Origin of the sequence: Shewanella sp. Choline-02u-19 (assembly GCF_002836205.1) — a bacterium.
GTDB lineage: Bacteria > Pseudomonadota > Gammaproteobacteria > Enterobacterales > Shewanellaceae > Shewanella.
In genome coordinates this window covers 139,370-159,893 of the sequence record NZ_PJBE01000013.1, presented here as the reverse complement: position 1 = coordinate 159,893, position 20,524 = coordinate 139,370, and the positions used below count along the sequence as shown (strand labels likewise).

Genomic DNA, 20,524 nt, shown 5'->3' with positions numbered 1-20,524 from the left:
CACTTCCGCTGCTTCTCATATAACGCACCTTACGTGAATTCACATATGTTCATCATACTCACTCCCTAGCACTTACCCGACTTGTGGTTATCAGGAAGAACATCCTCTCACGATTCTGTTCCCATCCGGCTATAAACCGAATTTCGTTACATTGTCAGACTCGCTGCTTTATTCAGAGTCTTAGGGTCATCTGGTGATAAAGATGGTTCACTCTTATCGTGGTGAACAACGCTTCATACGACTTCACGTCGCACGGCAGGAATGAGTTACTTTCAAGCTGAAATGGTTCCAATGACCTGCGGTCGGCGTATGACAGACGCTACTGAGACTCACCGTGAACACATCTGACCTCCAAGGACGGAGGAAATGCCAAATTCTGTATGGAACAGAATTGGCCTGTTTTCGAAGGCCTCAGCCGTATCTACATTGGGTTATGGAAGCGCAATACTTCGCCATTTGAGTTTTCAATTTAAAGACACAAGCCTTAAATTAAACGATATTATCAAACAGAATAAACTGTGATCACAGAATCAAATCTCCCCCGTTGGAAATTTTGCTTTTTAAATTTCGCCGGGGCGCTGAGGGATTGCCAAGGGGCGCAAGCGCTTTGACCCTTGGCTCTGGTGTGGGCGAAGCAACACGACCTTTGCTGTTATTAAACCGTTCCGTCGCAGCTTAAAAAACAAAAGACAATAACCAGTAATAGGGAATTATTGTTCAACCCTGTATTATCAAATCTTTAGCTGATGCTCTAAAGATACAAGCGGGTAGTTTTAATGTGGTTAAATGAAAAACAGCTAATCGATTCAAGGATAGTTGCATATCGAGAGTCTTTATTGAGCTCTTGTCCCAATCATATCGTGATTGATAACTTATTTGATAAAGACAGACTCGATGACGTAATAAAGGTGTTGCAGCAACCGCATGACTGGCAAACTCAAAAACATACTTATTCTGCTTTATATGTCGATAACCTCCAATGGGAAAATACGACCACAGAGCAACGCTTTGTACAGCGAGATGTTTGGCAACGTGCAGCGGCGAGTTCCAACAACGACTCTACCAATATAGCTCAGGCTTTTTTGTCATTTTTGCGCGGGGATGAATTTATGTCGCTGTTATCACGTATTTTTAATGTGACGATAACGGATATGAATGTGGCTGATCCTCTAATCAATACCAATTATTTTCGCTTAGGCGCTGCCGACTTTGTTGAACTGCACGCGGATGACTCTCCCGGAAGAGAGATCTGTATGTTGGTGTATTTAAATAAAGAGTGGCACAACAATGCAGGAGGTGAACTTACTTTTATAGGTAAGAATAATCAGCCTATTAGTATTGCGCCTTTATATAACCGCTGTATTTTGTTTGACCCCTCTTCAAAGGGCTCTGAACACTGGGTGGAAAAGCTGAATGCTGAATATACCGATGAATATCGCTATAATGTGACCAGTTGGTATTGGTCTGAATAATGTACTCTTCTATAAAATGCTCAGACTTTAAATAACACACTGTGCCAACAGATAACCATCATCCACATCGAGGTTACCTAAGTCCGTTAAGACTCCTTGTAAAGCAACGTCCGTATGCTCACTCGGCGTGGGCATCGCTTTCAAGAGATAAGCCGTTCGCTGACATCTGACCCATAAGGCTTATGATATTTCAGATATCACTCAAGCATTCCCCATGTCCGTGTCGGTCAGATAGGAAATGTCACTATAATGTCAGAAATATCACTGAACGGTCATCACCACCGCAAATAAATGAAACTTTAACGTCCGCGCTTGCTACCCGCTAATGCGCGCTTTTTGGCGCGCTGCCTTTGTGCCGATTTACTGTTTTTGCGTGTTACAGGTTCAACCTTGGTAAGATCAGGCTCAAAGCCCGCTAACCACTGCTGCGGCAGACGTTTATCCAATAACGATTCAAGCTCCTCAAGTAACAGCGCATCATCTTCACTGTACAGCGTTATTGCTTTGCCCTTATTACCTGCGCGGCCTGTACGACCAATACGGTGAATATAGTCTTCTGCAATAAAGGGCAGTTCATAATTAATCACATAATCAAGCGCTATAATATCCAGCCCACGAGCGGCAACATCAGTGGCCACCAGCGCCTTGATTTTTCCCATCTTAAAATCGTTGAGCACTTGCTCTCTAGCACCTTGGCTCAAATCGCCATGCAGTGCTTTGGCTTCAACGCCTGCTACAATCAGCTTTTGGCTAATCGTATCGACGGTCTGCTTCTTACGACTAAATATCAACACCTGTTGCCATTGACCTTTGTTAATCAGGTGGCTTATCAGCTCAGGTTTTCTATCGCTATCTACCGCATAAACAATCTGTTCAACATTATCCGCGGTGCTGTTGGCTTGATTGGCTTCAACCCTGATCGGTTGCTGCAACAATCTTTTACTCAGCTCAAAAATAACTTTCGAAAACGTTGCTGAAAAAAGCAGTGTCTGCCGCTGTGGTGGCAACTGTTTTAATATGGCATTAATTTCATCCATAAACCCCATATCCAGCATTCTATCGGCTTCGTCAAACACCAATGTTTCTATTGCAGATAGCGACAAAGAACCTCGACGCAGGTGATCAAGTAAACGCCCAGGCGTTGCCACCACAATATCGACGCCATCGGCTAACTTTTGAGCCTGAGCATCAATGCTGACACCACCATAAATCACCGTACTCTTGACTGCGGTGTTGGCACCATATTCAGCAATACTCTTATTAACCTGTAACGCAAGTTCTCTTGTTGGCACCAGCACTAATACCCGTAGTACCTTTTGCTGGCAAGTTTCAGTTTTCTCGATTAACTTTTGCAGCAAGGGTAAGGTAAATGCAGCCGTTTTTCCGGTGCCAGTCTGAGCACTGGCCATCAGATCCTGACCCGCTAAAATGACTGGAATCGCAGCCAATTGGATTGGCGTTGGTTCGATATAGCCTTTTTGCGTGAGTACGCTAAGTAAAGTATCGCTTAATAATAGGGATGAAAAAGACACCAGCATATTCCTTAAAGTCGTTCTATTCAGCACCAGATGGCTTGCGCGCATATTAGCAGAAAATAGCCGTTTTGTTTTACCAACTCTCTTGACTACCAATCCGACCCAACTCAAACAACTTATTGGAACATTTTTGCACTCTCCCCCTATAACCATCATTGGTCAATGAGGGATCAAATAACCTGATGAACAGTAAAATAATTGCGCTATTACTTACTACACTATCGATTTATTTGGCCCGATTGATGACTATTTTGATGCCGGGAATGCCACGCAGGAGACAGTAGTCTTTTATAGGCAAGCTAAGACAGTGGTGAGAGTGAGGTAACGATGAGCAAAATGCTAATGCTGTTGGCTTTAGATACACCATTGCCCAGCGTTATGGCTTACATATGGGAATGGATGTTGCCAAGGGTCCAGAAGACGTTGCGTGGAACGTTAACTTAGGCCCTGGTTTTTAACAGACCCGAAAACGTGACCCAGATCACAAGTTAGAGCGAAGTATGATAAAGCAAATGCTAAAGTGACGATGAGGTCACAATTTGAACGGCTAAAAAAACGACAATAGCTGCCGGTTTAATGTTGTCGTTATTGTTGGTCATTTAGTGTTCGAGTTATCACATCAAGCTTTACTTTGGGTTCAGGCATTAGGCTTTGTGTCGATGACCATTGGTTGGTGGGCAAATGCCCAGTTATGCGACCGAAAATTATTATCAGGTAATCTTTTAGCATCCGGCTTAACCGCTATTCACTTAGGCCTGCTTGGCAGTACCTTAGGGATGATGAATCAGCTACTTAATATTGGCCGCTTTGCGACTTGCCGTAGCGAAAAAGCACGCTGCGGTTGGCGTATCACACTATTGCCCTTAGTGTTTTCAGCGTTAGCAGTGACACAAGGTCTTATTTGGGCTGAACATTGGTCTGAATGGGCGGCGGTTGCTGCTGCAGTCTTAATGAGCTACGCGCTTTTTTATTGCAGTTCAACCCGACTACGTTATGCCTTGCTGATCAGTAATCTGTTAAACCTCACATTATCGGTACACCTGCATTCTTGGTCAGGTATCGCTTATCAGCTCGTCACCATCGCCATTATTTTAAAAGGGTTACCTGCCATTAAGCAGCAATCTTACGTGTTAGAACGCACCACTTAAATAACATGTTATGCACTTTATAATGAAGTTACGCCTAAATAGGAGTAATTCCTTTCTCTAACGTTGAGTTGAGTTAACTTATAATATATAAAAGCACTTTAGAAATAATCTAAAACACTATTCAAGTGCAAAATGGAAGATTTAGAAGGGAGTCACTATGGATGAAAGACGACAGTTTTCACGGGTTTCATTTGCCAATCAAGCCCAGGTGAAATGCAAAGATAAAGTATGGCAAACAACGCTATTTAATATCAGTCTCAATGGTGCCCTCATTGAATTACCACCGCAGTTTGCACCAAGCAGCCAACAACTCCAGCTGAGTTTTTTTATTGCTGATTCCGACATTCAGGTGCATATGGATACCCAGCTTGTGCATCAAAAAGACAATCTATTAGGCTTGGCTTGCAGCCATATTGATGTTGAAAGTATTAGCCACCTGAGAAGATTGATAGAGCTCAATGTCGGTGATCCTAGCTTACTCGACCGAGAACTTGCCTTATTTATTGATACACACAACCAAGGGAAATAACCACTTTTCAGGGTGGTACTTCCCATGGATGCATTTCTCATAAATGCATCACTAATTGATAAGTTCAATGAGCTCATGAATGGTTTTAACAGAGTGAATTGTTGCCCCTAGCCCTTCCATCGATTTATGGTAGTTCCTAAAGGGGATATAGATTTCGGTAAAGCCATGCTGCACCGCTTCTTTCACTCTAGGCACGCCACTGTCTATCGGCCTAACGTCACCATTAAGACTCAGCTCGCCCATGATGCAAGTCGTTCTCGGCACAATAAAATCGTTTAAACTACTCAGTAAAGCCGCAACCAACGCAAGATCGATGCAGGTTTCAGACTCATCAATTTTTAAGCCACCGACTAAGTTAAAGTAAGTGTCGTGGAAAATCTTGGTTTTGGTATGCTTACGTAAAATCCCAGTTAACATCTTAATCCGATTCATATTGAGCCCGACGCAGACTCGCTGCGGAAACTCACCCTCGGTTTCAGTGGTTAGACACTGGATTTCAAGCAACAAATTGCGATTGCCCTTTCGAATACAGGTAATAGCGGCACCTGCGGAATCGGTACTCGAACCAGAAAGGAATATTTCACTCGGGTTATCGACACTCAACATGCCGCGCTCAGTCATGCGAAAAATACCCACGGTATCGACATCACCAAAACGGTTTTTGTTAGCTCTAAGCGTACGAATTTGGCCATCGTTACACTCAATATGCGTTAAACAGTCAACAATGTGGATCAGGGTTTGTGGCCCTGCCGTTTCATTATTCTTGTTCACGTGAGCGACCAAAAACATGGTGACATTGTTTTGTTTACAATACTGCGTCAGTGCCTGTGCGCTGCCCTTCACTTGTGAAGGGGAACCAGGGCTACCGTTAGCCATTTCAGTGACTACGGCTTGAATAGAGTCAATCACCGCAAACTTCACCTGCTTCGCTTCTAACTCAGCAATAATCGCTTCAACACTGGTTTCAGCCATAAGGTAAAGGTTGTCTTCATTACAATTGAGCTTTAAACGGTTCACGCGATTCTTAAACTGCGACAATGATTCTTCTGCGGTACAATAAAGCGACGGCATTGATTGCGACATACGCGAGACTAAATCAGAGAGCAAGGTCGTTTTACCCGCACCCGGATCGCCAGAGATAATATTGACTGAACCTGTTGTTAGGCCACCGCACAACACCCGGTCTAGCTCGCCAATGCCAGTCAATCTCTTTTCCGCATCGACCTCTTCTATCTCGTTCAGCTTTTTAGAACCGCCGCCCACAGAGCCTGCGTAACCTAAACGGGTTGCAGTGGTGGGTTTTGCGGTAGAGATCTTTATTTCACTAATGGTATTCCACTCTTGGCAAGCGCTACATTGGCCCTGCCAGCGAGGAAAGTCTTGACCACATTCATTACATACGTAAGCTGTTTTATTCTTTGCCATGATTCTTTCTAGGTAGTATAAAGTCGATAAAGTATCGGCGTTTTCAGCCGATAGCTAAGGGTACAAGGAAGATAGTACTGTAAATTGGGTTTATTCCACAAAAACTTGCCAATGAGCCTATCAGCCATTGGTCCAATAAGCATCCAAAAAGAAGTAATAGATGAGTTTAGATCTGCATAATGCGCTAATAGAACAACTGACGCCTTTGCTAATGGAACCCAATTTCCATGCCCTGTTTGAGCAACTAACAGCAGAAGAGTCAAATTCGACTCGATTTCTCCTCAAGATGGAGCTTAATAGGCTTGCATCCAGCTGTGCTCGAGTCATCGACTTACGCAACAAAACAGATCTTGAATGCGAAACTTTCGAGTTTGGTACGCAAACCCATTTTATTGATCAAGCTACAAAAGCCAATTTTTTAGAGGCATTAGCCCTTTATCGAGAGCAATATACCCTAGGGGTTTATGAGCAAGTGATTGCCGCCCATAAAGCCCGCGTACTAAAAGCACGCACCAATGCAGATATTGAGGTAAGCCCTGTCGATGCCCCTTATATCGCGCAAGGCATTGTATTGGGCAGCTACTTTGCACGTTGCGAAGAGCGCATGAATTACAGCATGAAAATTGAAGTATCCCAAACGATGCAGCAATATCTGGGGATCACCGTTGATCTATCGGTCGGCGGCGCAAGAATTCGTCTGCCAGCCAAGCAGACACTCAATGTAAAACAGCCTATAAAAATCAAACTACTCGAGCTTAGCGATGATTATTACCACCAAGATCTACAACAAGGTGTTGAATATGAGATTGTCGATATTGAAGGTAATCAAGAATATAGCTGGCTAAGGCTCAAACGAATATCAGGCAGTGACGCCTTGGCTGACATGCTCAGAAAGCTCATCAGAGGCCATAAGTATCGCTATAAAGTCGATGTTAATGATGTGCTGGTCACGACTAGAGGCTTAGGTTTTGAACGGCACTACTTACCGCACATACCTCATCTTGCGCTATTTATCGAAGATAAAAAGCTTGAGTCATCCGCTGATGATGCCCCTCTATATCAACCAACACATATGTTGTTGGGGCGAGATAATCAGGCGATTTCACAGTACTTTAAAGATGAATCTGGCATTAGCCAAATAAACGCGCTGTTAACGCCATCAAGACTGCACGCTATCATCGGCGCCGATGAAACCAGTCCGCATAGCCAGCTATTTTGTTTTACCTTTCAAGCACAAGGGGGCAAATACTTTTATTCAGCCACTCTCGCAGAGTTGCAAGATAAACAGCTACAAGCACTCTTTTTCAGCTTTGGCGCGACAAAACCCAGTTGGCGGATATTTCATGTTGCGCGCCAAACAATCGATCACAGCCAAGCTTACAGAGCTAGCCTATTGCCGGGCGATGACGCCAGTTATAATGCATTGACCGAAGCTCAACTGGCCGCATTTACGCATGTTATTCAGTTGATTGATGTCACCAACCATGCTGCTAATGGGCAGTATCAAATCTGGAAATCCCTTAACAACTGCAACGTTAATGAGCTCAAAGTGTTTGGTCAGCAAAAATTAACATTACCGGGTTTGAAACAAGTCTCTATGGAGTTTAGCGAACGCCGTAATGAAGCGCGTTTTGCCTTTAGGACACCAGTGGTATTGAGTCAAGGAAATATCAGTACTAGCGCCTACACCCAAGATATCTCCAGTAAAGGGCTGCAGATCACCACTGATACTGCCGTTGAGTTTAATCAGGCTCTGCCTATCGGGCTCAGCTTTCCGAAACTGCAAACCATTGCAGGTAAAGTCGTACTGCAACAATTACCCTATCGACTTATCCGCACTCGAAAAAATGGCGTCACCTTGCACCTTGCGGCGCAAGTCGGCCATACACCACACGTTGGCGTTGAGTTTCTTAACCGTTTAATTGAACACAATAAAAGCAAGTTTCAGAAACTCACAGAAAACAACCATGATGTAAAAGAGCTTGCCGATGGTATGAAAAATCTGCTGATGCGCAAGTTGGTGTCAGTGCCTTTCTATCTAGAAAAAACCGTAAAATCGGCCTATATTTCTACGGTTGGGATTGGTGTTGAACAAAACCCTATCGCCAATATATTTGCTACCAACAGTAAAAAACCGTTGGAATATGACTTAGCACCGCTGTTCCAAGACGGAAAGCTTAAGCGCGATATCATAGTGCCGATCCGTACAATGAAGCCGCAAAATGGGCTAGCGTTTTATGAAGTTTATGTGCAAATTTCTCGGCTGTCGCAAGGCAAGGTAGACGTTCTGTGTATTACGGATTCAGATTTTAAAGATACCGCTCAGTTATTACACTTTATCCAGCAGAGTCGACAGTTAGGTGAGTTTATGGCATTGCGGGTTTATCGCGGCGCTACCGGAAAACCGGACTTAGATTATATCCGTCGTGAACGGGAATACATAAAGATGCACGCACTGCACAAGGGCAAAAAACTAGAAGAACAACTCTGGCGCGTTATTGGTGTGGGTGAGCTACTCGATATCAGTCGCGAGGTAATACTGCGTTTCCCTGAATTAATCACTAGTGCAGTCAAAAACTTATCGTAATCTTCTACCTTAGTAAGTTAATTTACATCATAAAAAGCCCAAGCATAGCTTGGGCTTTTTGTTTCAGTCACCGTGCCAGTTGAAACGATGTCTCCCCGTCAACTGACATCGACTACCGATTAACTGATATAACTTTGTCCGGCGTAGACCACAAAGTGTCTAAGCGCGAGTACCCCTAAAATAGTACTACAAGAAACTGTAATCAAAAATCCCTTGGTATGGCGCCAAGACTTAGGTGCAAATATGCTCGACAGTACCGGCACCAGCAAACCAAGTCCTACCACTCCAATCCAAAATACACTCGCCCATACTCCTTGAGTAATCGCACCTAAAGCACCTTGAGCTGCAGGACCTGAAAAGTTTAATCCAACAAATAGCAACACTAAACAGAGGGCTTCGTTAAAAGCGACTGGATATTCAATACGATGAACTTGGTCAATACAGTCAGACTTCTCTTTACTAAAGAACAGAGTTGCCACTAACACGTTACCTGCTGAACCTGCTGACAATGCCGAGGTTAAAAATAGCGCTGGCAATATTGCAGTGTTCAAAATCGGATAGCTAATGAGTGCCGATAATAAGAAGCCAGTGTACGCACCTACTCCAATTGCCAAAACAAAAATCAGTTTATGGATACTATTTTCAAGCTGACGACAGACTTTTAGGATCCCAGCCAGCCATGGTGCATATTTCAGAACCTGCTTCTCAAACACTAACGCGGCAAACACAAACACCAGTGGAATATAGACCAATAACGCCAGTACCCCCCAAGCCATCACCGAGGTTAAGTTGTAGTTAAGCAGGATATGATAAAACTCGAACGGCTTAGTCAAATCCAAAACTAACAGCGCCATACCTAAACTGATAGATACCGGTGCCACTATTGCGGCCGCTTTTATCACCGGCAAACCTTCTGTCGGCAAGCCTCGGCTTTTCTTGTACCATTTTAGCCCGATAGCGACCAACATTGAGCCTGCAGAGAGCCCGGCCATGAATAGGTATACTGCGATGATCCAGTTCCAAACGACGGGATCATATTGCTCCATTGAGCCCCATATATTGTTCATGCTTTGATCCCTCCTCTACGACTTGGAATTCGATAAACTCTTGGCTCTGTACCAAGATTTACCTTCTGTTGGTAACTAGGCTTAGTGTCTAACACCTTGCGCACTTCAGAGGTCAAGTCATTAGCATCACCAAAGGTGAGCGCTTGAGTTGGACACACTGTGACGCAAGCAGGTTGTTCACCCCGGGCTAAACGACTTTCTTTACAGAAATCGCATTTATCTGGCACCCGGGTTTCAGGGTTGATAAAGCGCACTTTATAAGGACACGCTGCGACACAATATAGGCAACCTACACACTTGTTTTCATTAATAGACACTATGCCATCGTCGTTGACATAGGCTGCGCCCGTAGGGCAAACCTTAACGCAAGGGGCATTTTCGCATTGCTCACACGAAACACGGTTGTACTTAAAATGTAAATGGGGGAAGTTGCCATATGGCCCTTCAATTCGAACCTGCAGCCGGGTCACCGACTCAGGAACATTATTTTCACTGCGGCAAGCCACGTTGCAAGCTTGGCAGCCAATGCACTTATTTTCATCGTGCACAAGAACATAACGCTTAGTCATAATGATCTCCGATTAAATCTTGGCAATTTTGACGCCGGTAGTATGCAGGTTCATACCTGTCACCGGAGACGTAACGTGGGGAAGTAAGTTACCGCAATGCACACCTTTACCGGTCGCTCGCGCAAGCTCTTTGTTCTTTGAACCGCAACCCATATAGGCAAAGACAGTGTCAGGACGAATACCAGGGGTGATTAAGGCATGACCCTCTTCGCTGCCGGTATCGTTGTAGATTCTGATTTTGTCACCACTGGAAATATTGAGTAGTCCAGCCGTAATAGGATGGATCCACACCGCATTATCAGACATCAAACTCGCCAACATCGGCACGTTTTGAGTCGCCGCGTTGGTATGTACCGCAACCTTGCCCTGAATGAAGAACAACTCGTCCGCCTTTTTCATGGTCACTTCACGGTATTTGATCACCCCGCGACCCGGCGCCATCTTTTCGACTTTGTTAGAGCTGAGCTCAATCTTTCCTGAAGGTGTTTTAAAAGAGAGGTGACTTGCGTACGTGTCATCAGCATCAGTTGCGATAGCATTTGGATACGTATTGGCAAACTGCTTCACCATTTCTGGTTCACGCAACAACAGTGGTTCGCCATAACTTACCCAGCCATCACTCTTGATTTTATTGAGTAGCGGCACATTCTTGTCGACTTGAAACAGTTGCAGCGTTTCCATGTTCTCCCAAGGGAAGAATTGACCTTGACCCAACGAGTTAGCAAGCTCCTTCCATATAAGCCAGCTAGGCTTAGTGTTGCCTATCGTTTCAACGACTTTTTGGCGCACGTAGTAAGCTGGGTTTTTACCCGACTTATCAACTATCTCTTCGTCGCGCTCTAGGTAAGTTGATTCTGGTAGGAAAATATCAGCATAAGCTGCACTTTCACTAATATAAATGTCACAAGCGACGACAAAGTCGAGCTTCTGCATCGTTTTAACGACCCTAGCTCTGTCTGTCATGGTCTGCATTGGATTGGTACGACTCATTACCCAAGCGTGCAGTTGATAAGGCTGAGCTTCTAACGTGGCATCGAGAATGGTTTGATACACCCCACCAGATGACCAAATAAGCGCGTATTGTTCATCGACCATGTCGATTCTTTTGGCCTTAGGTTTAGGCATACCTTCGACACCTGGCTTTGCCAGTGTGGGGGCGACTTTATCTCCAGCAAACTTATTATACTTAGAGGCTTTCTTACCAAAGTACAAACCACCTTTGCGCTCGATATTACCCACCAACACATTGGCAGCATATAGCGCCCGGCGCATCTCAAACTCTTCGGTAGTAAATGATGAACGGTGGCCAAAATCGACGAGTGCGTGCGGCGCTGCAGCAGCGTACTCATGAGTGATACGGCGAATATCTTCAGCGGGAACATCACTGATTGATTCGGCCCACTCTGGGGTATAGGCTTTGACTTCTTTAGCAAATTCAGCAAAACCTGACACAAACTCAGCGACAAACGCTTTGTCGTATAAGTCGTCTTCGATCAGAGTGTGACAAATGGCTAATGCTACCGCAACGTCGGTACCTGGTTTAATCGGATACCATTCGTCAGCCTTATCAGCCACAATCGAAAAGCGCGGTTCAAACACCACAAGCTTGGCGCCTTTTTCCATTTGCGCATTCATCATGCCTCTCGTTTCAGACATGTTTATGCCTTCATAGAGGTTATGACCAAAGTTGATGATGTACTTTGAATTGCCTAAGTCACGCTTTACTTTACCGCCAAATATCGCTTTGGCTGCAACCACATAACCCGCAGGGCAAGTCGATGCGTGAGTAAAAGTATTGGGACTACCAAATGCCTTAGCAAGGTGAAATAGATGACCTGAGAGTGAACCCGATTTAGAGGAGAACGCAACCGATTCGGCGCCGTGTTTAGCTTTAATTTTATTGAGGTTTTCAGCAATTGTAGCGTAGGCTTCTTCCCACTCAATCTCGGCCCATTTGCCCTCGCCTCTTTCGCCAACGCGTTTTAATGGCTTAACAATGCGTTGCTTATCATATAACTGGCTATGCCCTGCTCCGCCACGAGCACATACAGCGCCGCCGTAAGATTTAGCATTTTTATTACCCAGAATTGAGACGTTCTTGCCATTAACGACCCGAGCCGAAATCGGGCAGCGAGTTGAGCACATTTCACAAATACTGGCGACAGACTCTGCACTGCCCTTCAATGTGGAATGCCCTAGAGCAGCTAAAGAACCAGGCAGTGTTGCGAGTGCGCAACCAGCGGTACCCGCTCCAGCCCCTTTGATAAAGGTTCGCCGATCTAATTTCATGATTATTCTCCCAGTAGACAATGGTACTAAGTGCGTTGAAGGGGGAGGTTCTAGCCACGTTAATCAACCTTAAATTAGCTTGATTAAATAGCTATCCGCCCTAAACTTTTCACTATTGTCTGCTAGGTGTTAAACGTTGAATATTGTGGTAAACCACATATCAACACTAACGATGTAAGCTTTGTGAAGCGGTTCACAGTTCGAAAAACAACCGCCACAAAGGAGGTTCACTTGTCTATTGTGGTAAACCACATATCGTTATATTTCAGTTATCAAATACAGTTAGACATATAAAATCAACTTTCAACCTTTCGCTCACAACCCCTCTTTTTTAAGCTAATTTTGGCAATACAGCCGGCCTGCTTGTCGTCCCGAGTTTTTAACGAGAATGCGCCATCGTGCTCACTGACCACCTCATTACAAATAGCCAGCCCCAGGCCTAATCCATCCTCTTTGGTGGTAAAAAAAGTAGCCATTACAGAATCAGAGTTCTGCGATAAGCCGGTACCATTATCAATAACTAAGACATCGACTTGATATTCTTTAAATATCAGTTCAATAGTCACCTCACCTCTGCCTGATGCTTGGGTTTCGGCAATGGCGTCGATACTGTTTTTAGTTAAGTTAATTAATACCTGTAGCAAGCCTACACGATCGGCGGTAATGAAGAATGGCTCACCTTTAATACGCTTATTAATTTGAATATCTCTGCGTTGTAATTCCAGCTTCAACAGTGAAATACACTCATCCACAAGACTCAGAATATTGACGTCAGCCATGACTGACTCTCGGCGCTTAAGTAAACTACGGATCCGGTGCACCACCTCTCCAGCTCGAGTGGACTGTCGATGAATTTTTTCCAACAGTTCGATACTCGCGGCGACATCGCCAGTTTGATTTCCCTGAAGACGCATAATACCGCCTTCGCTATAACTGGTAATGGCAGCAATCGGCTGATTAATCTCATGCGCTAAACCGGCACCAATCTCACCAATAATAGAGGCGCTTTGTAATCTTTCAAGCGTTATAGCTTGTTGCTTTAGCTGCCTTTCTGTCTCAATTAACGACTCACTCTTTTGGTGGAACCGATATTCAATCCATAAATGATAGATGGTTGCCACCACAAAAATAAAAATGGCGAAGATGCCCCAATGCCGATTATCTTTAAGCCAGTTCTGCACACTCTCCCAACGGCTACTATCAGTGCCTTTAATATGTAAATCACTGAAAAGTTGGATCACTGCGAGCTGACTAATGGGTGATGTCCAGCCCATCAACTGGGCCTTTATCGCTGCAGGGTGTTCAGTTGGCAGCTCCATTAAAGCTTGGGTGATCTGCTTACTCAAACGAATACCGACACTTTCATTCGCAGCAAAGGACCAATTGGGATAAAGATGAGTGCTGCATTGGCAATCAAACCCATCTGGTCGACTCGGATTAAGAATACGGAAGTCAGCAGCGTTAATGAGGCCGCGAGAGACCATATCTTCAAAGGTACATAGCGGTGTAATAGCGGCGTCAACGTTGCCATCTCGGACTTGATATAATAAAGGGTCCAACGGAAACCCTAAAAACTTAACCTCTTTAAAATAGTCTTCAGCGTCCATACCCAACTTGTGCATTAAGCCGACGGTGGCCTGATACCCGCCCAATGCATGAGGATCACTCGCAGCGATGACTTTGTCTTTCAAGTCATATAAAGTGCGATAATTACTTTCAGCTTTAACGATAATGGCTGAACCAATGGCCGATGTAGCCCCCTTGTGACGCCGAGAACGCATGGTTGCCAGCCAAGATAATGGGTATTGGTTGGAAAGATAAAGATATTGACCAGGATTAGTAATAATAAACTGGATCTGCCCTAACTCCATTGCGAGGTTAAGCGCTTCAAAATTACCGGGATAAACATGAAACTGCGTTCCGGGGACCTGCTCATCTAAATACTGCATCATTGGCGTCCAGCGCTCGAGAGCTTGCTGGTTTCCCCAATTAGATAATACGCCAACATATAGCGCTTGAGGCTGTGCCCAAGCATTCGAAGTGCTACACAAAAGCAATAAACAAAATAAAACCCGATACACACAGTTCGCCTCACATGAATTATCAAGCTTAAGCTTACGATAGCCCGATGTAAGCTCAACGTGATGAGAATCATGCTTTGTAAAAAAGATGTTCGCATTAAGTGGTGAACTGAGATACTTATCTTACTAACGCCGTAAACGTGAAAAAGGATCGCTAATGCCACTGTTAATCAATGGGCCTGTCTACCTTGTGGATGATGATGACGCTATCGTTGACGCCATCACTTTCCTAATGGATGGCTATGGCTACAAAATGATGAGTTTCAACACTGGAAATGACTTTCTAGCCACAGTTGATCTCAGTCAACCGGGTTGTGTCATTTTAGATGCGCGTATGCCGGGTCTCAGCGGCCCACAGGTACAGCAACTGCTGAGCGAAGCTAAGAGCCCATTATCGGTGATTTTTTTAACGGGGCACGGTGATGTGCCAATGGCAGTAGATGCGTTCAAGAATGGAGCTTTCGATTTTTTCCAGAAACCCGTGCAAGGCCAACGACTATCGCAATCGATTGCCAAAGGGCTACAACATAGTGTGCATCTGCATTGGCAGCTCAGTAATCAGCAGATGATTAATCACTTATCTGAACGTGAAACCCAGATTTTTGAATTGATTATTGCAGGAAACACCAACAAACAGATGTCAAACTCGCTGTGTGTTGCGCTTAGAACCATTGAAGTGCATAGATCAAAGCTGATGAACAAACTCGGGGCAGCCAACTTAGCAGAATTACTTAAGCTGGCGCCATTGATGAGCTCAGAAGACTAGCGGCTGTTGATCAGCTAAACAAAAATATTAACCGTTTAAGTGGCTGTACCAATCTCGCACTCTGGGAAAGTGATCTTGCACCGCGTCTTTATGGGTCAACATTCCCGCATGATCGTAATCATGCTTAAAACCATGTTTACGGCATAAAAGCGTATAATCGACCTGTTGCATTTGGCATTCGTTGATCATGCGTTTCACGTCGCTTGGGTTGCCCAAAACGGTATCCCCTTGGCCTGCAATAAACCAAGACTTTGGCCACTTAGCATTTTTTGCCGCTTGGCTATAATCAAAGCCATCGTCATGATCAATCCAATGTCCCCGAACCCAATCTATACTTTGCAATAAAGAAGCTCTAGATTCATTATCCATGCCCATTTTTAACTTATCAGCGGGCAGGTAACCACGATGCCAAGCAATAAAGGGCGCGAGTTTGTTCCATACCAAGTCCACTTGCAACCACTTACTTAAAGACTTAACTTCGATCCGGCGCTTACTGCCAAAAGTGACGAGCGAGGCCACGGACGCTTGTAAAGAGTCGTATCGTGCAATAGCGCTTGCCATCAACACCCCGCCCCATGAATGACCACACCAATGGACAACATCTGTTTTAGGATGTAAAGCGAGAATATATTGCTGAATAAGCGGTAACTGCTCCCGAATAACCTCCCCCTGCCCGGCACTAAATCCTGGACCAAGTTTAGGGGTACTGCGGCCGCGACCTAACGTATCAAGCACGTAAACAACCACCCCAGACTCCGCCAAGTAGCAACCAAGACCTTTACCCGAATCACTGTAAAAAACCCGACCATTAGACATAGCGCCATGCAACATTAACAAGGGCGGCTTACTCATATCAGCATTAACGGGGATCAATTGTCTTAAGTGAAGATAACCATGATTGTATGGCACATAGAGGGATTTTTGCTGGATATTCACGCTTTAGTACTCGCTTTTTTAACCACTAAACTACTGAGGTCAAAACAAAAAAACAAGAGTAATAACTCTAACTTAACCATTTAAACAAGTGATGATAGAAAGCTTATGGCTAATCAAGTTGATAGCTATAGATTAAAACACCGATAAAACAAAAAAGCCTACCAAGTATTTTTGGCAGGCTAGTCTATGACAGTTTATCGGTGAAATACCGCTTTAACTCGCTTACTTAAGCTGAAATAAGTAGGGTAAAGCCTTAAGGTTAAGTTTGCTGATATTAGCATCAGCCACTGCTGCGAGTTTTGGCTTAGCGTGATATGCGATGCCAAAATCTGCAATATTGATCATAGGTATATCATTGGCACCATCACCAATCGCCACTTTCTGGCCTGAGCCGATGTCCCACGTCTGTGCACAGTTAACCACACAATCGGCTTTAAACTGAGCATCGACAACTTGGCCAGAGACGGTGCCGTTGAGTTTTCCGTCAGCAATATCTAACTCATTGGCAAAGGCGGCATCGAGATCCAACAGCTGCTGCAGATGATTAACAAAAGGCCTAAAACCACCCGACGCCACAACAGTACGCCATTGGTGCTGTTTAAGCTCGGTTATCGTTTCCGTTAATCCTGGCATCAAGGGCAGCTGAGCGCATAATTTATCAATAATGCTCGCATCGGCATTCGTCAGTTTAGCCACTCGGGCGCGCAGGCTCTCTTCAAAATCGAGTTCTCCTTGCATCGCTTGCTCGGTAACCGCGGCGACGGCTGCACCAACACCCGCCATTTCAGCAAGTTCATCAATACACTCAATCTCAATCGCCGTAGAATCCATGTCCATGACCAATAAACCCGGCTGATTTAATACCGGCGCATCAGCTTTCATCTCAAATACTTCAAGCTGCGACAAGGATGCTAAAGTCACAAACACTAAGGGTTCAAGAGCGCAAACCTCAATACAATTCAGCCCTGTTGTTCGCGAGATCATCGCCAAGCTTAATTCTGCTGTATTTGACAACAACCAACTCTGTATCAGACTTAGATGTTGGCTATCGGAAAATAGGATCCGATAACGATGATGACGAGCTGGAAAATAAGCCTCAACATGGCGAGTAAATCTTTGTTCCCCAGCGTTAAAAGACATGCTACTTTCACTGCTTAACCATTCAAAAACAGTAGATTGACTCGAATTGTCCATTAGTTATGATTCTCCAACTACCGAGTACCGACATAATCAATTATGATTAAGTGAGTACACTATAAATTAAGGGTTTCAGTGTTTTATTTAAAAGGCCTAAAAAAGAGCCATAGAATAAGCAGGATATTACAGATCCTTGTCGCTATCGCATTATTCATTGGTCTGGATCAGCTGTGGGAAACTAGCCTACTACAAGGGCAACAGCTTCTAAAGTCCCAAACCGAAAAGATGGCAAGATTATTAGTGCAGCAAACAGCCTACGGCGCGGCCCCTGCACTTCAATTAGAGAATGATGAACAGCTGCAGTGGCTGGCAACCGCCTTAGTACTTGACCCTAAAGTGATGTCTGCCAGTATTTTTAGCGAAGATGGCGTAAGGCTGTCCTTCGCACAAAGCGTGACCCAAGAAGACTACGAAGCTGATTCAGAGGAGATGGCACTGCTGCTTGAGCAATATCCACCGTATGTGGAGTCCGTGTCTCAGGACGGTCAAAACTTGGGATATGTGGAAGTGAGACTAGAACCAAAGTACTTTTTTAACGAAATTAAAGAAGCGCATCAAATCAACATGGAACAACAGCAGATGATGCTTATCATTGCTGGGCTCATAGGCATGTTGCTATCACGAGCACTGTCGTTCAAACGTGCTGATTTTGATAGACGTAAAGCGAAAGTAAAACTGCGGCAGTTACTCAGTCAACGAAATGCTAAACATAGACAGCTAGAAGCAGATAACCAAGATAATGAAACGTCAACGTCAGCAGCAAGCGAACAAAAAAAGGAATAGAGCCCTGATAGTCAGTGAACTATAGATACAAAAAACGGACATTAATATGTCCGTTTTTTATGACTAATAGATTAGTCAAACCAATCTATTCACGTTACAGCATCACAAATTAAAGCGTGATTGCAGCTTCAAGTGTCATTTCAATCATTTCGTTGAAAGTAGTTTGACGCTCTTCAGAAGAGGTCTTTTCACCGGTACGGATATGATCAGATACAGTACAAACGCACAACGCTTTAGCACCGAACTCAGCAGCTACACCGTAAAGACCAGCAGCTTCCATTTCGACACCCAAGATGTTCATCTTTTCCATAACATCGAACATTTCTGGATCTGGCGTATAGAAAAGATCAGCAGAAAAAATGTTACCAACGCGGAATTTAGTACCTTTAGCTTCAGCAGCTTTAACCACGGCGCTAAGTAGGCTGTAATCAGCGATAGCGGCAAAGTCTTGACCTTTAAAACGTAGACGGTTCACTTGAGAATCGGTACAAGCTCCCATTCCGATTAACACGTCACGTACTTTTACGTCAGTGCTAACAGCACCACAAGTACCAACACGGATTAGGTTTTTAACACCGTAATCTCTAATAAGTTCAGTTGCATAGATTGAACAAGATGGGATACCCATACCTGAACCCATCACTGAAATGCGAGTACCTTTATAAGTACCAGTAAAGCCTAGCATGTTACGAACATCAGTAACTTGCACAACGTCTTCTAGAAACGTTTCAGCAATATATTTAGCGCGTAATGGATCGCCAGGAAATAGAACTGTATCGCCAAATGCACCGTCTACGGCATTAATGTGTGGTGTAGCCATCAGAAAACCCCTATTTATATTTTTCAGACTGTCGTTAATACTTGAGTCTATGTTTGCGAGCGGCCCAAAGTGAGCCGCCAAATTTAAAATTTAGTTCGTTTATGAACGAATAAAAGATTCGCCATATTCCATTGGTTCAAGCTTAAAGTAACTCGCAATTGATTGGCCCATATCAGCAAAACTATTACGTAGTCCAAGCGACCCAGGTGCTAAACCTGCGCCATAAGCAAGAACAGGTACTCTTTCACGAGTATGATCACTACCAGGCCATGTTGGATCACAACCGTGATCTGCAGTTAGCAGTAAGAAATCATCTTCATCTAGCAAGGCTAGAATTTCAGGTAAACGTGAATCAAAATACTCTAGGCTGCGTGCGTAGCCCGCAACATCACGGCGATGGCCGAAATGTGAGTCAAAGTCGACAAAGTTAGTGAATACAATCGTATTGTCACCCGCTTGTTTAACTTGCTCTAAAGTCGCGTCAAACAGTGCTTCAAGCCCTGTAGCCTTTACTTTTTTAGTAATGCCACAATGCGCATAAATGTCAGCAATTTTACCCACACTAACCACTTCGCCACCGGCATCTTTTAGCTTATCCAACACTGTCGGTGCTGGTGGCTTAACCGCATAGTCACGACGATTACCAGTACGCTCAAAGTTACTTGCATCAGTGCCTACAAATGGACGAGCAATAACGCGGCCAATATTGTAATCGGCAAGTTCTTCACGAGCAATGATACAAAGCTCATACAGCTTCTCAAGACCAAAACTTTCTTCATGACAAGCAATTTGGAACACCGAATCAGCAGAGGTATAGAAAATTGGCTTACCCGTGCGCATATGCTCTTCACCAAGCTGCTCTAAAATCACAGTACCTGAAGAGTGGCAGTTGCCCATAAACTCAGTCAAACCTGCTCGCGCAAGAATTTTGTCTGTAAGTTCCTGCGGAAAAGAGTTGCTTAAATCGCTAAAGTAGCCCCATTCATACAACACAGGGACACCCGCCATTTCCCAATGTCCACTTGGGGTATCTTTGCCTGAACTTAATTCATCTGCGTGGCCATAAGCCCCAATGATCTCAACGTCATCACCAAATCCAGCCGGAAACTCGCCCGTGCTCTCTTTAGATGCATGACCTAAGCCTAGACGAGCCAAGTTAGGTAGTTTTAGTGGCCCTTCACGACCTTCATTTGCTTTACCTTCCGCGCATGCTTGTGCAATATGCCCGAAAGTATCTGCTCCGACATCGCCAAATGCTTCAGCATCTTTTGCTGCACCAACGCCAAATGAATCTAGCATCATGATTATAGTACGTTTCAT

The 20,524-nt window shown here is 44.4% G+C and carries 16 protein-coding genes; 6 read left to right on the top strand and 10 right to left on the bottom strand.

The annotated features are described in order from the left end of the window. Positions 1-776 precede the first annotated feature (776 nt). A complete protein-coding gene (locus CXF83_RS07535; RefSeq protein WP_101090025.1) occupies positions 777-1,472 on the top strand; it encodes a 2OG-Fe(II) oxygenase in 696 nt (231 codons plus the stop codon). Between the two features lie 299 nt (positions 1,473-1,771). On the opposite strand, the gene CXF83_RS07530 is transcribed toward CXF83_RS07535, so the two are convergent. Next, a complete protein-coding gene (locus tag CXF83_RS07530) occupies positions 1,772-3,004 on the bottom strand; it encodes a DEAD/DEAH box helicase (RefSeq protein WP_198553524.1) in 1,233 nt (410 codons plus the stop codon). Positions 3,005-3,609: 605 nt separating this feature from the next. Here CXF83_RS07530 and CXF83_RS07525 point away from each other — a divergent pair. Beyond that, positions 3,610-4,155 carry a YgjV family protein gene (locus CXF83_RS07525; protein WP_101090023.1) on the top strand — a complete coding sequence of 182 codons (546 nt, stop codon included), beginning with the start codon at positions 3,610-3,612 and terminating at the stop codon, positions 4,153-4,155. 157 nt (positions 4,156-4,312) lie between these two features. Then, a complete protein-coding gene (locus CXF83_RS07520) occupies positions 4,313-4,684 on the top strand; it encodes a PilZ domain-containing protein (protein ID WP_101090022.1) in 372 nt (123 codons plus the stop codon). 51 nt (positions 4,685-4,735) lie between these two features. On the opposite strand, the gene radA is transcribed toward CXF83_RS07520, so the two are convergent. After that, on the bottom strand, positions 4,736-6,109 hold the full coding sequence (gene radA / locus CXF83_RS07515) for a DNA repair protein RadA (protein ID WP_101090021.1): 1,374 nt from the start codon (positions 6,107-6,109) through the stop codon (positions 4,736-4,738). A 160-nt stretch (positions 6,110-6,269) separates the two neighbouring features. On the opposite strand from radA, the gene CXF83_RS07510 reads away from it, so the two are divergent. After that, the gene (locus CXF83_RS07510; RefSeq protein WP_101090020.1) at positions 6,270-8,696 is read left to right on the top strand and encodes a PilZ domain-containing protein; all 2,427 of its coding nucleotides are present in this window, start codon (positions 6,270-6,272) and stop codon (positions 8,694-8,696) included. A gap of 119 nt (positions 8,697-8,815) precedes the next feature. Here CXF83_RS07510 and nrfD read toward each other — a convergent pair whose 3' ends face one another. From nrfD to CXF83_RS07490, 4 genes are all read right to left on the bottom strand, one after another. Next, on the bottom strand, positions 8,816-9,763 hold the full coding sequence (nrfD, locus tag CXF83_RS07505; protein WP_101090019.1) for an NrfD/PsrC family molybdoenzyme membrane anchor subunit: 948 nt from the start codon (positions 9,761-9,763) through the stop codon (positions 8,816-8,818). Continuing rightward, positions 9,760-10,332, bottom strand: a complete 573-nt coding sequence (locus CXF83_RS07500; RefSeq protein WP_101090018.1) for a 4Fe-4S dicluster domain-containing protein — start codon at positions 10,330-10,332, stop codon at positions 9,760-9,762. The genes nrfD and CXF83_RS07500 overlap by 4 nt, the downstream gene beginning before the upstream one ends. 12 nt (positions 10,333-10,344) lie before the next feature. Then, a complete protein-coding gene (phsA, locus tag CXF83_RS07495; protein ID WP_198553523.1) occupies positions 10,345-12,621 on the bottom strand; it encodes a thiosulfate reductase PhsA in 2,277 nt (758 codons plus the stop codon). A gap of 296 nt (positions 12,622-12,917) precedes the next feature. After that, complete coding sequence (locus CXF83_RS07490) at positions 12,918-14,702, bottom strand: sensor histidine kinase (RefSeq protein WP_101090017.1); 1,785 nt, start codon at positions 14,700-14,702, stop codon at positions 12,918-12,920. A gap of 157 nt (positions 14,703-14,859) precedes the next feature. On the opposite strand from CXF83_RS07490, the gene CXF83_RS07485 reads away from it, so the two are divergent. Beyond that, positions 14,860-15,468: a response regulator transcription factor gene (locus CXF83_RS07485; protein WP_101090016.1), complete on the top strand. Its 609-nt coding sequence runs from the start codon at positions 14,860-14,862 to the stop codon at positions 15,466-15,468. 27 nt (positions 15,469-15,495) lie between these two features. Here CXF83_RS07485 and CXF83_RS07480 read toward each other — a convergent pair whose 3' ends face one another. Further along, positions 15,496-16,404: an alpha/beta fold hydrolase gene (locus CXF83_RS07480; RefSeq protein ID WP_101090015.1), complete on the bottom strand. Its 909-nt coding sequence runs from the start codon at positions 16,402-16,404 to the stop codon at positions 15,496-15,498. 222 nt (positions 16,405-16,626) lie between these two features. Continuing rightward, positions 16,627-17,598, bottom strand: a complete 972-nt coding sequence (serB, locus tag CXF83_RS07475) for a phosphoserine phosphatase SerB (RefSeq protein ID WP_101090014.1) — start codon at positions 17,596-17,598, stop codon at positions 16,627-16,629. Positions 17,599-17,676: 78 nt separating this feature from the next. Here serB and CXF83_RS07470 point away from each other — a divergent pair, with 78 nt between their 5' ends. Further along, entirely contained in the window at positions 17,677-18,384 is a 708-nt protein-coding gene (locus CXF83_RS07470; RefSeq protein ID WP_101090013.1) for a YtjB family periplasmic protein, read from the top strand. Positions 18,385-18,493: 109 nt separating this feature from the next. Here CXF83_RS07470 and deoD read toward each other — a convergent pair whose 3' ends face one another. Continuing rightward, positions 18,494-19,204 carry a purine-nucleoside phosphorylase gene (deoD, locus tag CXF83_RS07465; RefSeq protein ID WP_101090012.1) on the bottom strand — a complete coding sequence of 237 codons (711 nt, stop codon included), beginning with the start codon at positions 19,202-19,204 and terminating at the stop codon, positions 18,494-18,496. Positions 19,205-19,303: 99 nt separating this feature from the next. Then, the gene (locus CXF83_RS07460; protein WP_101090011.1) at positions 19,304-20,524 is read right to left on the bottom strand and encodes a phosphopentomutase; all 1,221 of its coding nucleotides are present in this window, start codon (positions 20,522-20,524) and stop codon (positions 19,304-19,306) included.